Source organism: Pokkaliibacter sp. MBI-7 (assembly GCF_029846635.1).
Taxonomy (GTDB): domain Bacteria; phylum Pseudomonadota; class Gammaproteobacteria; order Pseudomonadales; family Balneatricaceae; genus Pokkaliibacter.
In genome coordinates, this window is record NZ_JARVTG010000001.1 from 966,962 (window position 1) to 984,645 (window position 17,684).

Annotated in this window: 14 protein-coding genes; 10 read left to right on the forward strand and 4 right to left on the reverse strand. The window is 59.7% G+C overall.

What is annotated here, in order from left to right; all coding sequences use genetic code 11:
* Window positions 1-9: 9 nt before the first annotated feature.
* On the reverse strand, window positions 10-1,434 hold the full coding sequence (lpdA, locus tag QCD60_RS04295; protein ID WP_279782743.1) for a dihydrolipoyl dehydrogenase: 1,425 nt from the start codon (window positions 1,432-1,434) through the stop codon (window positions 10-12).
* Between the two features lie 145 nt (window positions 1,435-1,579).
* On the opposite strand from lpdA, the gene QCD60_RS04300 reads away from it, so the two are divergent.
* Entirely contained in the window at window positions 1,580-2,224 is a 645-nt protein-coding gene (locus tag QCD60_RS04300; RefSeq protein ID WP_279782745.1) for a helix-turn-helix domain containing protein, read from the forward strand.
* A gap of 64 nt (window positions 2,225-2,288) precedes the next feature.
* Here QCD60_RS04300 and QCD60_RS04305 read toward each other — a convergent pair whose 3' ends face one another.
* Both QCD60_RS04305 and mgrA read right to left on the reverse strand, forming a co-directional pair.
* Window positions 2,289-3,494 (reverse strand): pyridoxal phosphate-dependent aminotransferase, encoded by a 1,206-nt coding sequence (locus QCD60_RS04305; protein ID WP_347950015.1) that lies wholly within the window; start codon window positions 3,492-3,494, stop codon window positions 2,289-2,291.
* 488 nt (window positions 3,495-3,982) lie between these two features.
* Complete coding sequence (gene mgrA / locus QCD60_RS04310) at window positions 3,983-5,029, reverse strand: L-glyceraldehyde 3-phosphate reductase (protein WP_279782749.1); 1,047 nt, start codon at window positions 5,027-5,029, stop codon at window positions 3,983-3,985.
* A 255-nt stretch (window positions 5,030-5,284) separates the two neighbouring features.
* On the opposite strand from mgrA, the gene QCD60_RS04315 reads away from it, so the two are divergent.
* Together QCD60_RS04315 and QCD60_RS04320 are read left to right on the forward strand one after the other, a co-directional pair.
* Window positions 5,285-6,472, forward strand: a complete 1,188-nt coding sequence (locus QCD60_RS04315; RefSeq protein ID WP_279782751.1) for a nucleoside transporter C-terminal domain-containing protein — start codon at window positions 5,285-5,287, stop codon at window positions 6,470-6,472.
* Between the two features lie 347 nt (window positions 6,473-6,819).
* On the forward strand, window positions 6,820-7,758 hold the full coding sequence (locus QCD60_RS04320) for a diguanylate cyclase (RefSeq protein WP_279782753.1): 939 nt from the start codon (window positions 6,820-6,822) through the stop codon (window positions 7,756-7,758).
* Between the two features lie 67 nt (window positions 7,759-7,825).
* Here the strand turns inward: QCD60_RS04320 and QCD60_RS04325 are convergent, their stop codons facing one another.
* Window positions 7,826-8,425: a TetR/AcrR family transcriptional regulator gene (locus QCD60_RS04325; RefSeq protein ID WP_279782755.1), complete on the reverse strand. Its 600-nt coding sequence runs from the start codon at window positions 8,423-8,425 to the stop codon at window positions 7,826-7,828.
* Between the two features lie 100 nt (window positions 8,426-8,525).
* On the opposite strand from QCD60_RS04325, the gene QCD60_RS04330 reads away from it, so the two are divergent.
* The 7 genes from QCD60_RS04330 to QCD60_RS04360 all read left to right on the forward strand — a co-directional run bounded on the left by QCD60_RS04330 (window position 8,526) and on the right by QCD60_RS04360 (window position 17,563).
* Window positions 8,526-10,022 (forward strand): efflux transporter outer membrane subunit, encoded by a 1,497-nt coding sequence (locus QCD60_RS04330; protein ID WP_279782757.1) that lies wholly within the window; start codon window positions 8,526-8,528, stop codon window positions 10,020-10,022.
* Between the two features lie 27 nt (window positions 10,023-10,049).
* Window positions 10,050-11,237 carry an HlyD family secretion protein gene (locus QCD60_RS04335; protein WP_279782759.1) on the forward strand — a complete coding sequence of 396 codons (1,188 nt, stop codon included), beginning with the start codon at window positions 10,050-10,052 and terminating at the stop codon, window positions 11,235-11,237.
* A gap of 13 nt (window positions 11,238-11,250) precedes the next feature.
* Window positions 11,251-12,798 (forward strand): DHA2 family efflux MFS transporter permease subunit, encoded by a 1,548-nt coding sequence (locus QCD60_RS04340; protein ID WP_279782761.1) that lies wholly within the window; start codon window positions 11,251-11,253, stop codon window positions 12,796-12,798.
* Window positions 12,799-13,070: 272 nt separating this feature from the next.
* Entirely contained in the window at window positions 13,071-13,400 is a 330-nt protein-coding gene (locus QCD60_RS04345; RefSeq protein WP_279782763.1) for a PAS domain-containing protein, read from the forward strand.
* A gap of 128 nt (window positions 13,401-13,528) precedes the next feature.
* A complete protein-coding gene (locus QCD60_RS04350; RefSeq protein ID WP_279782765.1) occupies window positions 13,529-14,779 on the forward strand; it encodes an IS4 family transposase in 1,251 nt (416 codons plus the stop codon).
* The gene (locus QCD60_RS04355; RefSeq protein WP_279782767.1) at window positions 14,773-16,083 is read left to right on the forward strand and encodes a methyl-accepting chemotaxis protein; all 1,311 of its coding nucleotides are present in this window, start codon (window positions 14,773-14,775) and stop codon (window positions 16,081-16,083) included. Before QCD60_RS04350 ends, QCD60_RS04355 begins: the two co-directional genes overlap by 7 nt.
* A 10-nt stretch (window positions 16,084-16,093) precedes the next feature.
* Entirely contained in the window at window positions 16,094-17,563 is a 1,470-nt protein-coding gene (locus tag QCD60_RS04360) for a bifunctional diguanylate cyclase/phosphodiesterase (protein WP_279782769.1), read from the forward strand.
* The last annotated feature ends 121 nt before the right edge of the window (window positions 17,564-17,684 follow it).

Genomic DNA, 17,684 nt, shown 5'->3' on the forward strand with positions numbered 1-17,684 from the left:
GGGGCTGTTTCAGCGTTTTTGTGCTTTGGGATTAGGCAGATCGGTAATGGTGCCCACTGCCAGCTCTGCCGCCAGCCCCACCGACTCACTGAGGGTGGGATGCGCATGAATGGTCAGGGCAATATCATCCACCGTGGCACCGAACTCGATAGCCAGGGTCAGCTCCGCCAGCAGTTCACCGGCATTGATGCCCACCAGACCGGCGCCCAGCAGTCTGCCGGTGGCCTCGTCATAGATCAGCTTGGTTTTACCGTCGACGCGATCCGCACCGATGGCACGGCCATTGAACTTCCACGGGAAAGCCGCCACCTGATAAGCCAGCCCCTGTTGTCTGGCCTGCTTTTCCGTCAGTCCAACCCAGGCAATCTCCGGGTTGGTGTAGGCAATGGAGGGGATCACCAGCGCGCCAAAGCTATGCTGATGCCCTGCAGCGACCTCTGCCGCCACATGACCTTCATGGGTGGCCTTGTGCGCCAGCATCGGCTCACCGGCGATATCGCCAATGGCGAAGATGTGCGGCTGGCTGGTTTGCATCTGTTTGCTGACTGGAATAAAGCCGCGCTCGTCCACCGCGATGCCCGCCTTATCCGCATCCAGCAGCAAGCCGTTAGGACGCCGCCCTACCGCCACCAGAATGGCATCAAACTCCTCCTCAGCGGGCTGGCCTTTGGCATCCTCCAGTGTCACCGTCAGTGCCTTTTCAGCCGCGGCGACAGCCGTCACTTTGGTGCTGAGCAGTACCCTGAGGTAATCCTTGTTACTGCGCTGGAAAATATCGACAAGATCCTTATCTGCGGCAGGCACCAGCTGCGACGCGGCCTCAACCACGGTGACCTGACTGCCGAGGGACTGATACACCGTCCCCAGTTCCAGTCCGATAATACCGCCGCCAATGACCAACAGGCGTGGAGGAATGCTGCGTAGTTCCAGCGCAGCGGTGGAATCCCACACCCGCGGGTCATCCTTGGGCAGAAAGGGTAGCTGCACACTGCGTGACCCGGTCGCGATGATCGCCTGCTCAAACTGCAGCGGCTGCACACCATCCTCCTGCTCAATGAGCAACTGATGGCTGCCGCTGAAACGTGCATAGCCCTGCAGCACCCGCACCTTGCGCTCTTTGGCCATAGCAGAGACACCGCCGGAGAGCTTGTCGACGCTGCTTTGCTTGAAAGTGCGCACCTTGTCCAGATCCACCCCGTTGTCACTGAAGCTCAAGCCGACATGAGCTGCCGTGCTGACTTCCCGCCGAATCTGCGCCACATGCAGCAGGGCTTTGGACGGAATGCAGCCGACATTGAGACAGACGCCTCCCAGCTCGCTGTAGCGCTCGATCAGCGTGACGTCCATGCCCAGATCGGCAGCACGGAAAGCCGCGGAATAGCCACCCGGGCCAGAGCCGATGACCACCAGTTGCGTCTGCAGAGTCGGTTTCATGTGCACCTCCTGAAGCGGTTACAGGCACATCGCCTGCGATGCTGATAATCATAGGCGCCGCCAAAATATGTTAAAGAACATATTTTGACAGCTGCATCGTCTCTATACTGGGCTGGCCCTAACCTGTCACAGAGAGAATATCGCCATGCCCTACGCCCCTGAGCACAAGCAACAGTCACGCGAACGCATCGTGCGGGCGGCGGCAGAGCTGTTTTCCACCAAGGGTTTTGATGCCGTATCCATCGATCAGGTCATGGAAGCTGCCGGGCTGACACGCGGTGCTTTCTATGCCCACTTCCGCTCAAAGCAGGAGCTGTACCGGGAATCCATTATTGCCGCCAGCCGCCACAGCGGTGTGGCCAATGTCCTGAAAAACCTCAGTGATCCGGCGCAGACCGCGCGACAGGTGATCAACAGCTATCTTAGTAACGAGCATCTGGCGCTGCAGTTTTTCCCCTGCCCGATGGCGTTTCTGTCCACCGACATCGCCAACCGTGACAAAGGCGTCCGCGATGCCTACACCCGGGTATTTCATGGTCTGAATAATGTCATTGAGGCGGGTCTGGAGCCTGTGGAAGAACGCCTTAGCGGGAATAGCCAGCATCGTCAGCAACGGGCGCTGGCGATTACCGCACTGATGGTGGGGGGGATGGCCATCGCCCGGGCACTGACTGATGAAGACAGCAAAGCCGCATTGCTCACGGCCTGTATGGATACCGCGCTGGGTCTGCAGGAGGGGGATCTGGGATCGCTGCTGACATCGCTTCGCGAGGAGGCAATGGACGCCTGAGCTCAGGCACACGACAGGTCACGGCGACCGGGTCAACCTCACCGGTCGCCGCCATATGCCTGCGTCAGTCCTGCAGGCTCTCCAGCGTCTGCCGAATACGGCCCAGTGCGACCTCCAGATTTTCCCGCGAAGTTGCAAAGCTCAGGCGGATATAGCCCGGAATGCCGAAGGCAGACCCTGGCACCATCGCCACCTTGCCCTGTTCCAGCAGATAGCGCACCAGCTCGGTGTCAGTGCCCAGCACCTGCCCGTCTGGCGTGCGCTTGCCCAGATAAGCGGCACAGTTAGGGAAGGCATAGAAGGCGCCATCGGGCACCGCCAGCGTCAGCCCGCTGATCGCCTGCAGCGCACGCACCACCAGCTGACCCCGGGCACGGTATTCCGTCGTTGCCGCCACGACGAAATCCTGCGGCCCCTCCAGCGCGGCCAGTGCCGCCGCCTGAGAGATGGCCGACGGGCAGCCGGTGCTCTGTGACTGCAGCTTGTTCAGCGCCGTGATCAGCTCCTGTGGGCCAGCGGCGTAGCCCAGCCGCCAGCCGGTCATGGCGTAGGCTTTGGATACACCGTTCAGCACCATGGTGCGCTCTTGCAGCGCCGGGCAAGCCTGCACAAAGGACACAAAAGGCGTATTGCCCAGTGCAATGTGCTCGTAGATTTCATCCGACAGAATCAGCACGTCAGGGCGCTGCGCCAGCACCTCGCCCAGTGCGGCAAACTCGTCGCGGGTGTAGATCATCCCGGTCGGATTGCAGGGTGAGTTAAACATCACCCAGCGGGTACGCTCGGTGAACGCCGCCTGCAACTGCGCAGGTGTCAGCTTGAAGTCCTGCTGCTCGGGGCAGTCAATCACCACCGGCACACCGCCGTTCAGGCGAACAATATCAGCGTAAGAGACCCAGTAAGGCGCAGGAATAATCACCTCATCGCCCTGCTCCAGCGTCGCAGCGAAGGCATTGAACAGCAGCTGCTTGGCCCCGTTACCAATGGTGATCTGCTGCGGGCTGTATTCAAGGCCGTTCTCCCGTTTGAACTTGGCCGCCACTGCCCTGCGCAGCGCTTCAGTACCTGCAGGCGCGGTATAGCGCGTCTGCCCGGCCAGCATGGCCTGATGGGCGGCCTCAATAATATGGGCAGGGGTATTAAAGTCTGGCTCGCCAATGCTGAGATCAATCACCGGCTCACCGCGCGCCACCATCTCTTTGGCAATGGCAGAAATGGTCAGGCTGGGTGAGCTCTGAATGTTCTTCACCCGTTCGCTTTGTATTTTCACTGAATTCACCCGGCAAGCTGTTGTTGAAATACGGCGGAGTACAGCAAGGCTGAAGGTGGGGTAGACAGCCTGACAGAGCCCACTCGCAAAGGCCGCAGTATCTGTGGCGGCGAAAACGGACTCAAACGAAGATTTGGCAAGACATCATTCCGGTAAGGAATTGTGGGTGCGTTGATCTCGCAGCGGGTGGCGATGGTGTTATTCGTTATGAGGGTATTTCCCGTAACAGGCTGAAAGGCCGCTGGCGCTGCTCTCCTGCCGCTGCCTGACCAGCTGGGACCTCCCCTCTCTGCATTCGCAGCACGGCGGGGAGACAGTGAAGGTATCGTGGCCGGTGTTAAGCACGGGATATGCAATAACAAAGGGCCGCAACTGGCTTTATGGAACATCGCCATGACTGGCGATTGATGGCGTACTAAGACTTAAACATCTGATAAACCAAGGGAGGCACCAGCCTCCCTTGGCTTATTCGTGCTTTACCTTACCCGCTATTTCTTCCTCGCTGGCCCCGGACGCTCTGCCGATGCCGCCCAGATATTGATATTGGCATCATTGGCGTAGCGGTCGATTTCCGCCAGCTCTTCCGCAGTGAAATCACGGTTGGCCAGTGCGCCCACGCAGTCTTCCACCTGTTCAGGGCGACTGGCGCCGATCAGTGCGGTGGTGACCCGTCCACCGCGCAGCACCCAGGCGATGGCCATCTGCGCCAGTGTCTGGCCACGGCGCTCGGCAATGGCATTGAGTTTACGGATATTGTCCAGCACGGCATCGCTGAGAAACTCTTCACGCAGGGATTTGCCCTGCGTCAGACGGCTACCTTCCGGCACGCCGTGCAGATACTTGCTGGTGAGCATGCCCTGCGCCAGCGGGGAAAAGACGATGGAGCCCACGCCCAGTTCGTCCAGTGTATCCAGCAGGCCATCCTCCTCCACCCAGCGGTTAAGCATGGAGTAGCTGGGCTGGTGGATCAGGCAGGGCGTTCCCAGCTCACGCAGAATCGCCACGGCTTCGCGGGTGCGCTGTGAATTGTAGGAGGAGATGCCGACATAGAGAGCGCGGCCAGAGCGGACAATCTGGTCCAGTGCCATCATGGTTTCTTCCAGCGGCGTATCCGGGTCAAAACGGTGGGAATAGAAGATATCGACGTAATCCACCCCCAGCCGCTTCAGGCTCTGGTCGCAGCTGGAAATCAGGTATTTGCGGCTGCCCCACTCGCCGTAGGGGCCGGGCCACATGTTGTAGCCCGCCTTGGTGGAGATCACCAGCTCATCCCGGTAGCCGGCAAAGTCGGTGCGAAGAATGCGGCCAAAGGCCTCTTCGGCGGAACCCGCCGGCGGGCCGTAGTTATTGGCCAGATCAAAGTGGGTGATACCCAGATCAAAGGCTTTGTGGCAGATGGCGCGCTTGCTGGCATCGGCCGTGTCTTCGCCGAAGTTGTGCCATAGCCCCAGTGACAGCGCTGGCAGTTTCAGCCCGGAGTGTCCGCACCGGTGATAGGTCATGGACTCGTAACGGTGGTCAGATGCTCGCCACATGGCAGATAGGTCCTCTGTTGGAATTGTTGTCGATGAACTGGCTATCGGGTCAATCGCGGGTACTCAGCAGGTCATTCTAGAGAGGGATCAGCAGGTTAATCCACCCCTGTTCACTTATCAGTGAAGATCAGCCGGAGCCGGTGAAAACGCTGCAGAAATTTAACCAGCCGGACGGAATATGCCGTTACCACGCATGAAAGCAAGGCTCCCCTGTGGTTAAATAGCGCCCCTTTTTACTGCTGGAATCTCCCTGGAATGCTCTCCTCACTCCTTCACTTCGTGATGGCGCTGGTGGTGATCTTCGCCCTGGCGCTGCTGGTCAGCTATGACCGGCGCAAGATTCGCCCCCGCGTTGTACTGCAGCTGCTGGTGGTGGAAACCGCACTGGCCTGGTTCTTCCTGCACGCCGAATACGGCCTGACGGCTGTCAATGCTGTGGCGCGCATGTTTGATGCGCTGATGGCCTATGCCGGTCAGGGCACCGAGTTTGTGTTTGGCAATATGAGCGGCCAGGGTCAGGCCTTTGTCTTCCTCAAGGTGCTGTGCCCGATCATCTTTATTTCGGTGCTGATCGGTATCCTCCAGCACTTCCGCATTCTGCCGCTGATCATTCGCGGTGTCGGCACCGTGCTGTCAAAGGTGAATGGCATGGGCAAGCTGGAATCCTTCAATGCGGTCAGCTCGCTGCTGCTGGGGCAGTCGGAAAACTTTATCGCCTACAAGGGCATTCTCGGAGAGCTGTCAGCCCGGCGCATGTACACCATGGCGGCCACAGCGATGTCGACGGTGTCGATGTCCATCGTCGGTGCCTATATGTCGATGATTGAGCCGCGCTATGTGGTGGTGGCGCTGGTGCTCAATATGTTCAGCACCTTTGTGATTCTGTCGCTGATCAACCCCTATCACCCCGGTGACGAGCCGGAGCCAGTGCTCAGCCATCTGCATGAGGAGCAGAGCTTCTTCGAGATGCTGGGGGAATATATTCTGGCGGGCTTCCGTGTCGCCATGATTGTGGCGGCCATGCTGATTGGCTTTATCGCCCTGATTGCCCTGCTCAACGCGCTGTTTTCCGCCATCTTCGGCCTGAGTTTCCAGCAGCTGATGGGCTATGTGTTCTATCCGCTGGCGTGGGTGGTCGGCATTCCCGCTGAGGAAGCCCTGAAAGCAGGCAGCATCATGGCGACCAAACTGGTCTCCAATGAATTCGTTGCCATGCTGGAGCTGCAGAAAATCAGCGCTGATTTCTCTGCCCGCGCACTGGGGATTCTGTCGGTCTTTCTGGTGTCGTTCGCCAACTTTGCCTCTATCGGCATCGTCGCGGGCGCCATCAAAGGCGTACATGAAGGCCAGGGCAACGTGGTATCACGCTTTGGCTTCCGGCTGGTTTATGGCGCAACGCTGGTCAGTCTGCTGTCGGCGGCGATTGTCGGACTGGTGCTGTAACGACTCACCACCTCCCCGCTTTGACTGACCACGGCGGCCTGCTTACAGGCCGCCGTTTTTGTTTGCAGCCATCGGGCTCCTGCCCTGCCTGTGCCATTGCATGCGTCTGACAGTGCCCTGCCATGTCACTCATCGGCGTTCGGTGCTGCACCGTTCAGCGTCATTATTAATGAACTCCATGCCATGCCCTTGACGACGTCATCACCATCGCCTACCACCTAAGGACGTATTCCCGATCTGCAGTGCAGCGGCCACACGGCGCTCGCTCGCGAGACTGTGAACACGTATATAGAGTCACATCGCTGTACGCCATCACCTGATAATGACAACAAAAGGTAGACGCCATCGTGGACATCAAAACGAACGAGCAGCTGCAGAAGGTGTTGATTGAACATATCGGGACCAGCGAAAACGGCATTGCCGTACTGGATGCCAAAGATCAGGTCATCTTCTACAACCAGGCGTTTCTCAGAGCGTTTGGACTGCAGGACTATCCGGTTTACAAGCAGAGCTACGACGACCTGCTGAGCTGGATGTTCACCACCGGGGTAGGCATGAAAGCACATACCCAGAAGCTGGATGAATGGCTGGCCTACATCCACAGCCAGTATCGCTCGGCGCCATTTCGTAACTATGAAGTGGAGCTGGTTGATGGGCGCTGGCTGCTGATGACAGAGCAACTCAGCCCGGACGGGGAGGTCGTACTGGTCTGTAACGACGTCACCCTGTTCAAACAGGTCGAACTGGCGCTGCAGAAAGCCCAGATAGAACTCGCCAGACAGGCCATGACCGACGAGCTGACCAGCCTCCCCAACCGCCGCCACTTTATGCAGCAACTGGACAATGAGTGCCAGCGCGCTCACCGCTATGGTCACACCACCAGTCTGGCGGTGATCGACATAGATCATTTCAAAAAGATCAATGACGGCTACGGCCACCCCACAGGCGATGAGGTACTGCGCCATTTCGCCGGTCTGCTGGCACAACGGCTACGCAAGAATGACGTGGTTGGCCGTCTGGGCGGCGAAGAGTTCGCCTTGCTGCTGCCCGAAACCAGCAAGGAGAGCGCCCGGGCCGTGGTCAGTCGGCTACAGCAGCGGCTGGCCAGTGAAAACCTGGAGCACATCTCCCCCGGTTTCCGCTATACCTTTTCCGCTGGCGTGGCGGAATGCGAGCCTTCACCGCAGTTCTGCTGCGCTGACTGGATGCGTGCTGCCGACGAGACCCTGTACCGGGCCAAAGCGGCCGGGCGCAACTGCGTGATGGTATACGACGGCAGCTGCTAGGCGGGCGGCAGCGGCTCCCTGCTCCCGCGCCGTACGCTGGCCGCCACCCGGGCCGACAGCCCGCTTACTACGGGGCATAGCCCCGCAGGAATATGGCCACAGCATCATCGACTGACTGAGCAATCTGCTCCGCGGTCGGCTGAGTGTCTGTCGCCCCCAGCAGAAAATCCTGATACTCGCCTTCCAGCATCCCCAGCAAATGCGCCGCGGCCGTTTCCGGCTTACCCGGGCGCAAACGCCCTGCCAGCATTTCTTTGGCAAGGAAAAACGCCAGCTTATCAACTTCTTGCCCCGGACCTTCTTTATACAGCCGTGGACCAATGCCGGTGCGCTGTGCTTCCGTCATCAAGATGCCCCGCAGGGTAACAATCTCTGGCTTAAGCACATTGGTCAAAAACTGTTGGCCGAAGGTCTGCAGTATCTCGCTCAGTTCCTGCCCCTCGATCAGCGGCTCGAACGCCGACGACAGCCGCTCCGCCACCAGCGTTTTGATCACCTCGAGAAACAGTTCCTCCTTGGAAGGAAAGTAACCGTAAAGCGTTGGCTTCGATACCCCGACCCGCGAAGCAATCTCAGCCATCACCGTCGGTGCATAGCCTTTTTCAAGGAACACATCGGCGGCCCCCTGAATGATAGCCTTCCGTCGAGTTTCACTTTTTACTCTCATCCTTCCTCCTTAACTTTACCAATGAGTTAAATTTAACATTGACAGAGAATATATTCCAGTATTATAAATTAACTCATCAGTTAAATTATGAGACCTGGACATGAAAGCTTCTCCCCATAAGCGTGTCTATCCGTTAACACATGGCTGCCTGGCAGTATTGCTGGGCGTGACCCTGGCTGGCTGCGCCAGCGTACCAGATCTGGGACAGGTGCCCGAATTGCAAACCACTGCGCAACTCCCAAGCCAGCACAGCCTCGCCACCAGCACAGTACCAGCCAGCGCGGAGCAGCCCTGGGCCGCACCGCAGTGGTGGCTGCACTATCACGACGAGCAGCTTAACAAGCTGATGGATCAGGCGCTGACCAATGCCCCCGACCTGCAGACTGCCCGTGCGCGTATTCTCAAAGCCGCCGGTTATGCCCAGCAAGCGGGCGCCAGCCTGCTGCCGGGAGTCAACCTCGACACCAGCGTCACTCGTGTGAAACAGAGTTACAACAACGGTGTGCCCGAAGCGGCCATTCCGCAGGACTTCAACACGGCCTCCCGCGCCGCGCTGGATTTCAGCTACGAGCTGGATTTCTGGGGTAAGAATCGTGCAGCCGTTGCCGCTGCCACCTCGGAACTGGCTGCCGCACAGGCTGAAGCAGCCCAGACCCGTCTGATCCTGACGACAGCTATCGCATCGGCCTACGCCGAGCTGGCGCGTTTGCATGCCGACTATGATGCCGCCGTGCAAGCGGTGACGGTACGCCAGCACAGTGTCACCCTGCTGCAGAGCCGGCAGCGTAACGGGCTCGAAACCATGGGCAGCGTGCGCCAGGCCGAGTCACGTCTGGCCGAAGCCAGGGCTGACCGGCTGGCCGCTGAGGAAGCCATTGCGTTGCAGCGCTACCGGCTGACCGCGCTGGCCGGTATCGGCCCCGATGCCGCCCTCAGCATCACCCGCCCCACCGTTGAGCTGATTCAGCCACAGGCAGTGCCATCCACCCTGGCAGCCGACCTGATCGGCCACCGGCCCGATCTGGTGGCAGCACGTCAGCGGGTCGAAGCGGCGGCCAAAGGCATCGATGTGGCACGTGCGGGCTTTATGCCCAACGTCAACCTGACCGCTTATGTCGGTATGCAGTCTCTGGGAACGCTGGATCTGCTGACTCAGGGTGGCTCCGAAATAGCCGGTATTGGCCCGGCGATCAGCCTGCCCATTTTCCGTGGTGGCCAGTTGCAGGGGGCCTATCGTGTCGCCCGTGCCGAGTACGACAACGCCGTAGCCAGCTACAACCAGACCCTGCTTCAGGCTCTGCATGAGGTCGTCACCTCGGTCACTCAGCAGCATCTGCTGACGCCGCAGTTACAAGAGCGTCAAACCGCACTGCAGACGGCCGAGCAAGCCTATCAGCTGACCGATGCTCGCTATGAAGGTGGATTAGCCAGCTATCTGGCGGTACTGAGCGCCGAGGACAGCGTGATCGCCACCCGCCGCGCACTGGCTGACCTGCAGAGTCAGTCTTTCACTCTGGACGTAGCCCTGATCAAAGCCCTGGGGGGTGGTTATCAGCGTGCCGTGCCGACCGCTACACAGCCAGCCAGTCATCCATAAGCCGACTCCATCTTTGAGGACCCCGTCATGAACAAGCCTGTCGATAACATCACCATCAAAGTGTCCACCATCAGCGAATCCAACTTCAGCAAGATGGGCAGTCCCGAGCCCGTGCCAGCACAGCCGCCACGGCGCAAAGCGTTGTTTACCGCCCTCGGGCTGGCCATCGCCATCGCCGGTGCAGGTTCTCTGGCGTACTGGGAGCTCACTGGTTCTCAGTATGAAGAGACCGATAACGCCTACACCGCGGTGGAGTCTGCTCAGGTGATGTCTGCCGTGACCGGTACCGTCGCTGACGTGCTGGTCAAAGATTCTCAGTCGGTCAAAAAGGGCGATGTGCTGGTGGTCATTGATCCTGCCGATGCCAGGCTGGCTCTGGCCCAGGCCGAAGCCAACCTCGACAGTGCCATTCGCCGGGTGAAGAGCTATCAGGCCAACGATGCCCGTCTGGGCGATCAGGTGTCTTCCTTCGATGAGGAAATCAAACGGCTGCAGGCACAGCAGGCCGCCACTCAGGCCGATCTGAAACGGGCCAGTATCGATCTGCAGCGGCGCAAGGCTCTGGTGGCGTCAGGAGCGGTCTCCGGCGATGAGCTGACGCAGGTACAGAACGCCTATGCCAGCGCCCAGGCCAGCGTCAATGCTGCCAAAGCCGCCGTGGCCCAGGCCATCGCCAGCCGCAATGCCGCTATCGGTGCACAACAGGCCAACGCGGTGCTGATCGACGATGCCACGCTGGCCAGCAACCCCGAAGTGGCGCTGGCCCGTGCCAAGCGTGATCAGGCACAGCTGGATCTGGATCGTACGGTCATCCGCTCACCGGTGGACGGTATTGTCGCCCGCCGTCAGGTGGAGCTGGGCCAGCGGGTGCAGCCTTCCTCGCCGCTGCTGACGGTCGTACCGGTACAGGACATGTACGTCGAAGCCAACTTCAAGGAAATTCAGCTGAAGCAAGTGCAAGCAGGCCAGAAGGTCGAGCTGATCAGCGACCTGTACGGCAAGGATGTGGTGTACCACGGTGTGGTCGAGGGCTTCGATGGCGGTACGGGCGCGGCCTTCGGCCTGATTCCGGCACAGAATGCCACCGGCAACTGGATCAAGGTGGTACAGCGCCTGCCCGTGCGGGTCAGTCTTGACCCCGTGGAACTACAACGCCATCCGCTGCGCGTCGGGCTGACCATGACGGCTAAAGTCGACCTGCACAGCAAGCCCTGACAAGGAGAAGATCATGTCGCATAGCTCCGCCAGCCACGATGATGTGCCAGCACTGCAGGGAACCTTGCTGTGGGTGAGCGCCATCATTCTGGCCATGTCCAACTTCTTTGCCGTACTCAACATGACGATAGCCAACGTCACCCAGCCAAACATGGCTGGTGCACTGGGCGCCAGTACCAGCCAGGGCACGTGGATCATTACCGCCTACGCGGTAGCTGAAGCCATTACCGTGCCGATGACCGGCTGGCTGACTTCCCGTTTCGGCGGCGTGAAGGTGTTCTCGTTCGCGGTATTTATGTTCGGTGTTGCTTCCCTGCTGTGCGGCATGTCCACGTCACTGAACATGCTGCTGCTGATGCGGGTCATGCAGGGCATGGCGGGCGGCCCCATCATGGCACTGTCACAGACGCTGTTGCTGCGGATTTTCCCCAAAGACAAGGCGATGATGGCCACCGGCCTGTGGGCGATGACCAGCTTGCTGGCCCCGGTCTGCGGCCCCGTGCTGGGCGGCTGGATCTGCGACAACTACAGCTGGCCCTGGGTCTATATGATCAACGTGCCGCTGGCCATGCTCTTTGGTGTACTCAGCTGGCCGTTACTGAAGCGTTACGAAGACCCGCTGGTGAGGAACCGGATGGATGTCGTGGGTTTCCTGCTGCTGGTGGTCTGGGTGGCTTCGCTGCAGATCATGCTCGACGAGGGCAAAGACCTTGACTGGTTTGCCTCAGACGAAATCTGCACACTGGCGGTGATTGCCGTGGTCGGTTTCCTCAGTTTCGTGATCTGGGAACTCACCGAAGAACACCCCATTGTCGATATCCGCGTGTTCCGTCACCGTGGCTTCACCGCCAGCATGGTGGTACTCGCACTGGCCTTTGGCTGCTTCTTTGGCCTCAATGTGCTCACCCCCATGTGGTTGCAGTCCAATATGGGCTATACCACCACCTGGTCGGGCATTGTTGTCGCCTGGGGGGGATTGCTCTCGGTGGTCTTCTCCCCTATCGCCGCCAATCTGTCGAACCGGGTCGACTCGCGCTGGCTGATCTTTATCGGCTGCAGCTGGCTGGGCTGCGATACGCTCTGGCGCTCCTTTGCCAGCCCCGACATGGACTACTGGTCGATCTGCCTGCCGCTGCTGGTAATGGGACTGGGCATGCCGATGTACTACATACCGATCACCGGACTGGCCATGGGCTCGGTAGAGGAAAAGGAGATGGCTTCGGCCGCGGGTCTGATGAACTTCGTGCGGACCATCGCCGGCGCCTTTGCCACCTCACTGGTCACCACCTTCTGGCAGGACGGTCGCTATGTGGCCCATGACCAGCTGGCCAGTGTGGTCGACCCGGCAGGCGAGCTTAGCACCCTGATTACAAGTATGCCTGCCGAAGCGGGTCTGATGGCCCGGGACATGTTCAACAACATGGTGACAGGCCAGAGCATGATGCTGGCCACCAACAGCCTGATGCAAACCATCGCCATCCTCTTTTTTGTCGCGGCCTTTGCCATTGCTCTGGCCCCCAGGGCCAGTCGCAGCGTCGATGCGGCCTCGGTAGGGCACTAACCGCTGGCGAGGCGTCTGGCCCAGCGACATACCACAGTGAACTTTGGTTCAGCCCGGCGCGGCGACCTGCCGCGCACTGGCTGCCACTGGCGTACAAACCGGTACGCCAGCCCGAGCACCGTAAGGGGTGCCCGCCGTCTCAGCGACAGCCGCTGAGACGGCGGGCACAGCGCTCGGAACCAGTACGGGGATAACAACAACTTGCACACAGCCTTGACCATCATACGCAGTCCGCCTCTGGCTTAACCCTCTCCACGATTTGAGATTCACCGATGCGTAATAACCAGCCCGTTACCCAACAACAGCGCTGCTTCGACCCCAAACTCCCACTGGTCAGCCTGACCGATACCAAGGGCACACTGCTGCACGTCAATCAGGCTTTTGCCGAGGTCAGCGGTTACACCGAAGCCGAATTACTTGGTGAACCGCACAATATTATTCGCCACCCCGACATGCCAGCCGCCGCCTTTGAAGACATGTGGCGCACCCTCAAGGCCGGCCTGCCCTGGCATGGACTGGTCAAGAACCGCTGCAAGAACGGCGACTACTACTGGGTGGAGTCCTACATTACCCCGGTGATTGAGCCAATCCACCCAAGTTAATGAAAAAACCAATATAAATCATTGACCTGTCGCTGATTTTGTGAGGTCGCCGTCCGACTAACCTGCTTTTTATCTCCTGTGTCGGACGGCGACCAATAGGGAACTCACTCCTCTGCGGCTGTGTTCCCATGTCTCTTTCTGCTCTGCTTCAGCGATTTATGACCTTTCTGCACTCTGATGCGTTCGCACAAAAGGCGCGTCACCCTGATCACCCCAATGGCTTCTCACGGCAACGCAAATTGCCACTGACCTCACTGGTTGCCTGCATGTTGCGCTCCATGAGTAAACGCGTGCAGGTGGAACTGGATCAGTTCTTTGCCTCCTGCCAGCATCAGCCCGGCCTCTCTCATTGCGTGTCAGAACAGGCCTTCGCCCAGGCGCGCACCAAACTGTCTCACTCCGCCTTTACCGCACTCAATGATCACCTGCTGGCGCTGCTGGAAAGCCACTCTTTGATACCGCGCTGGCGCGGCCTGCGTCTGGTTGCGGCGGATGCCTCGCACCTGAATCTGGCGGTACGGGCCTGCCACCGATCACGTGCGGCCCGCCCACAGCAGCTGGCCTTTGGCCTCTATCTGGTCGAGGCCGAGATGATGCTAGCCGCCACGCTATACTCCCCCCAGGTGGGTGAACGGCAGATGCTGTTTGAGCATCTGGACCGTCTGCGCGCGGATGACCTGCTGTTGCTGGATCGCGGTTACCCCTGCCGCTGGCTGGTGGCGGCATTAAACCAGCGAGGGATCCCGTTCTGCATGCGGGTCGATGCGCTGGGCTATCGCTGTGTCAGGGAGTTCATGTCCTCCGGTCTGAAAGATCAGGACGTGATGTTGCCCGCTCCCAGCCAGCAGGACGCCGCCTCGTATGAATGCCTGCCCACCCCTCAGCCCGTGCGGCTGGTCAAATATCGAACGCCAAAGGGGAAGGTCCATGTGGTGATGACGAACCTGATGGATCGTCAGCGCTTTCCGGCCAGCGTCTTTATGTCGCTGTACCATCAACGCTGGCGTATTGAAGAGGCGTTCAAACGGTTAAAGCACCGGCTGCAGATAGAGCAGGTATCGGGGTTGTCCCAACGAGCGGTCATGCAGGATTTTGCCGCCAAGATCGTCTGTGACAATCTGGAAAGGGTCGTGGTGATGTTCGCAGAACGGCAACATCGGGTCGGTGTTGATCAGGCGACCAACCGTGCTTACGGTCACATGGCGTTGAGAGATATTTTGCCCGTGGTACTGACCGGATGCGTGAAAGCCATGCAGCGGTTAGCGGAAGCGACAAAACAGATAGCGCGCTGTACATTTCCCCGACGACCGGGCACCTCTAAACCCCGACCAAAGGACCGCGGAAAGCCACGTAAGCATTTGATTCAAAAGACATGTTGAGGCTTAACTTGGGTGGATTGGTGATTGAGCAGGGCCGCACCACCGGCTATATGTCGGTCCGCAGCCAGCCGGACGCACGCCAGGTCGCAAGTACAGAAGCGTTGTATGCCGACATCCGTAAAGGCAAACGCGGTTTCCCCGCCACCCGCTATCAGCAGGATACGCCACTGATGGCCAGGATTGCGCTGCTGACCACCCTGCCCTCCCTGCTGTCTGCACTGGCACTGGTCAGCGGCGGCATCTGGCCCTGGCTCGGTGGCCTGGGTGGCGCTGCCACGGCCGTGGGTCTGGGCATCTGGACCTGGACCGGCGTACTGAAACCGATGCAACGCATCGGTATGGCACTGCGCCAGTTTGCCGCCGGCGACCTGCGCTTTGAGCTCGACACCCGCGCTGCCGGTGAGTTTGCCCAGCTGCTCATCGGCATCCAGTCAATGAAAGTCAACCTGCGCGCGCTGTTTGCCGATATGTCCGGCATTGCCAGACACGTAGAGAGTCAGTCGAACGCGCTTTATACCCAGGTAGAAGACGCCACTCAGGACATCCTGCGGGGCTCTGACGGCATCAGCATGATCGCCTCAGCCGTCGAGCAGATGTCCGCCTCCGTCAGCGAAATCGCCGGCGCTACCCGCCAGAGTGCCGATCAGGCCACGGCGACGGTGAGCCAGGTTAACCGGGGGTTAGAACAAATCGAGGCCACCCAGCGTGCCTCACAGGACGTTGTTGAGCGCATGCACCGCTCTCAGTCACTGATTGCCGAGCTGGAATCCGAGGTGGCCTCCATCCGCCAGCTGGCAGAAGGGATCAAGGGCATCGCCGATCAGACCAACCTGCTGGCACTGAATGCAGCGATTGAAGCCGCTCGCGCGGGCGAATCCGGGCGTGGATTTGCCGTTGTGGCCGACGAGGTACGTAAGCTCGCCGAACGCACCAGCAACAGCACGGTAGAAATCGCCGCCACAGTGGAGCGTATCGACAGCTGCACCTCCCGCACCCTGACTGCCATTGCCGACGCCGCCACGGAAGTAGAACTGAGCAACAACATGATGAACGGCAGCAAGCAGACCTACGACGCCATCAAAGAGTCTGCTGACGATATTCAGTCTTCTTCATGCAACATTGCCACCACGCTGGACCAGCAGGCCAGTGCCTCCGCGGAGGTGGCCAGTCGGGTCGAGCAGATCAGCATGCTGGTTGATCAGCAGAGCCGCAGCGTGGAGTCAATTCACAAGGCGGCCAGTCAGCTGGGCAACAGCGCCAATCAGCTGCATCAGATGACCAGTCGTTTTGAGCAGTCTTTCTAGGAGCCACAGCATGATAACCACCTCCCGGCTCAAGGACGCCTTACCCGCCAGCTGCTGCAATCTGGTGCTGTCGCTGGCAGACCATGACCATGTGCACTGGGCTGAACTGGAAAAGAAATGCCCCGTCATCCGCAAAGTCCTGCGCCATCAGGCCACCCATGATCCGCAGAGCGGGCTGCCGAATCTGGACCTGCTGATGGAGCGTGCCGATGCAGCCAAAGCCCAGGCCACCCCCTTCAGCCTGATCTTTCTGGTCATCAATGGCATCACAGAAATCGGCGAGCATCACGGGATTGCGGCCGCCCTGCACACCATTAACGCCATCTCCGGGCGCATTCAGGAGGCGGTGCAGGGCCACGGCTTTGCCGCCCGGATTCAGGGAGAACTGTTTGCTGCCGTGATCCATCAGGAAGAGCCCGAAGCGGTTGCCCACGCCCTGTGGCTGTCGCTGACCCGCCCCATTCCGTGGCAAATGGCAGAACTGCATCTGGTGGTGGCTGCCGGTCTGGTCAGCAGCGACGACATACCCGGCAGCACAGAGGAACTGGTACGTGCCGGGTATGCGGCTGCCAAGGACGGTCTGGCCAACAACCACTATGGCGGCGTCAATCTGTACTCCAGCACACTGGGGGAACGGCTGGAGCGGCAATATCTGATCGCCTCCCGCCTCAGTGCAGTGATGAGCAACGGCGGGCTGTCGCTGGCACTGCAGGCCAAGGTCAATGCCAGTGATGGCTGCCTGCTGGGAGCGGAAGTCCTGGTACGGTGGCAGGATCTGTTGCTGGGTACGGTGCCCCCCAGTGAGTTTATTCCGCTGGCGGAGCGCAATGGCACGATCACTGACATCAGTGTATGGGTACTGCACAATGCCCTGGCCATTGCTGCCCAATGGGCACCTGCGGGTCTGGAGCTCAGCATCGCCGTCAACCTGTCTGCCGTTGACCTGCACCACCCCCTTTTAATTGCCTGTGTGCGTGACGCCTTGTCGGCATCCGCTTTTCCACCGTCACGACTGATCATCGAACTGACCGAATCGGCCGTCGCCGAAGACCCGGATCTGGCCATCCGCCAGCTGCTGCAACTGAAGGCGATGGGTATCGCGCTGTCGCTGGATGACTTCGGCACCGGCTACTCCTCACTCAGTTACCTGCGTCGGTTGCCCATCGACACCCTCAAAATCGACCGCTCCTTTGTCGCCGACACCCCTCATGATGCCGATGCCGTGGCGATTGTGCGCTCGATTGTAGTCCTGGCGCAGACGCTGGGGATGCAGACCGTTGCAGAGGGGGTGGAAACCACGGAACAGGCGCTGTTCCTGCGTGGTCTGGGGGTCGATGCCCTGCAGGGTTATCTGTTCAGCCGCCCCATTGCGCCCGATCAGTTCATGACCATGGCGCAGGGCTGCAACAGCAGGTTCAGAAAGCTACTGTCGCTGCAGTCCCCCGGCAGCGCACGGCCTTTTCCTCAGGGCAAAACTTAATCGTTACAGCATTGTGCACACATTATGACGCCGGCCAGATCAACCGCTACCGGCACTCACCGTAAATAAACCCCCTGGCGGCCAGCCCGGCCGTCGCGACTGAGACGCTTTCTGTTTTTGA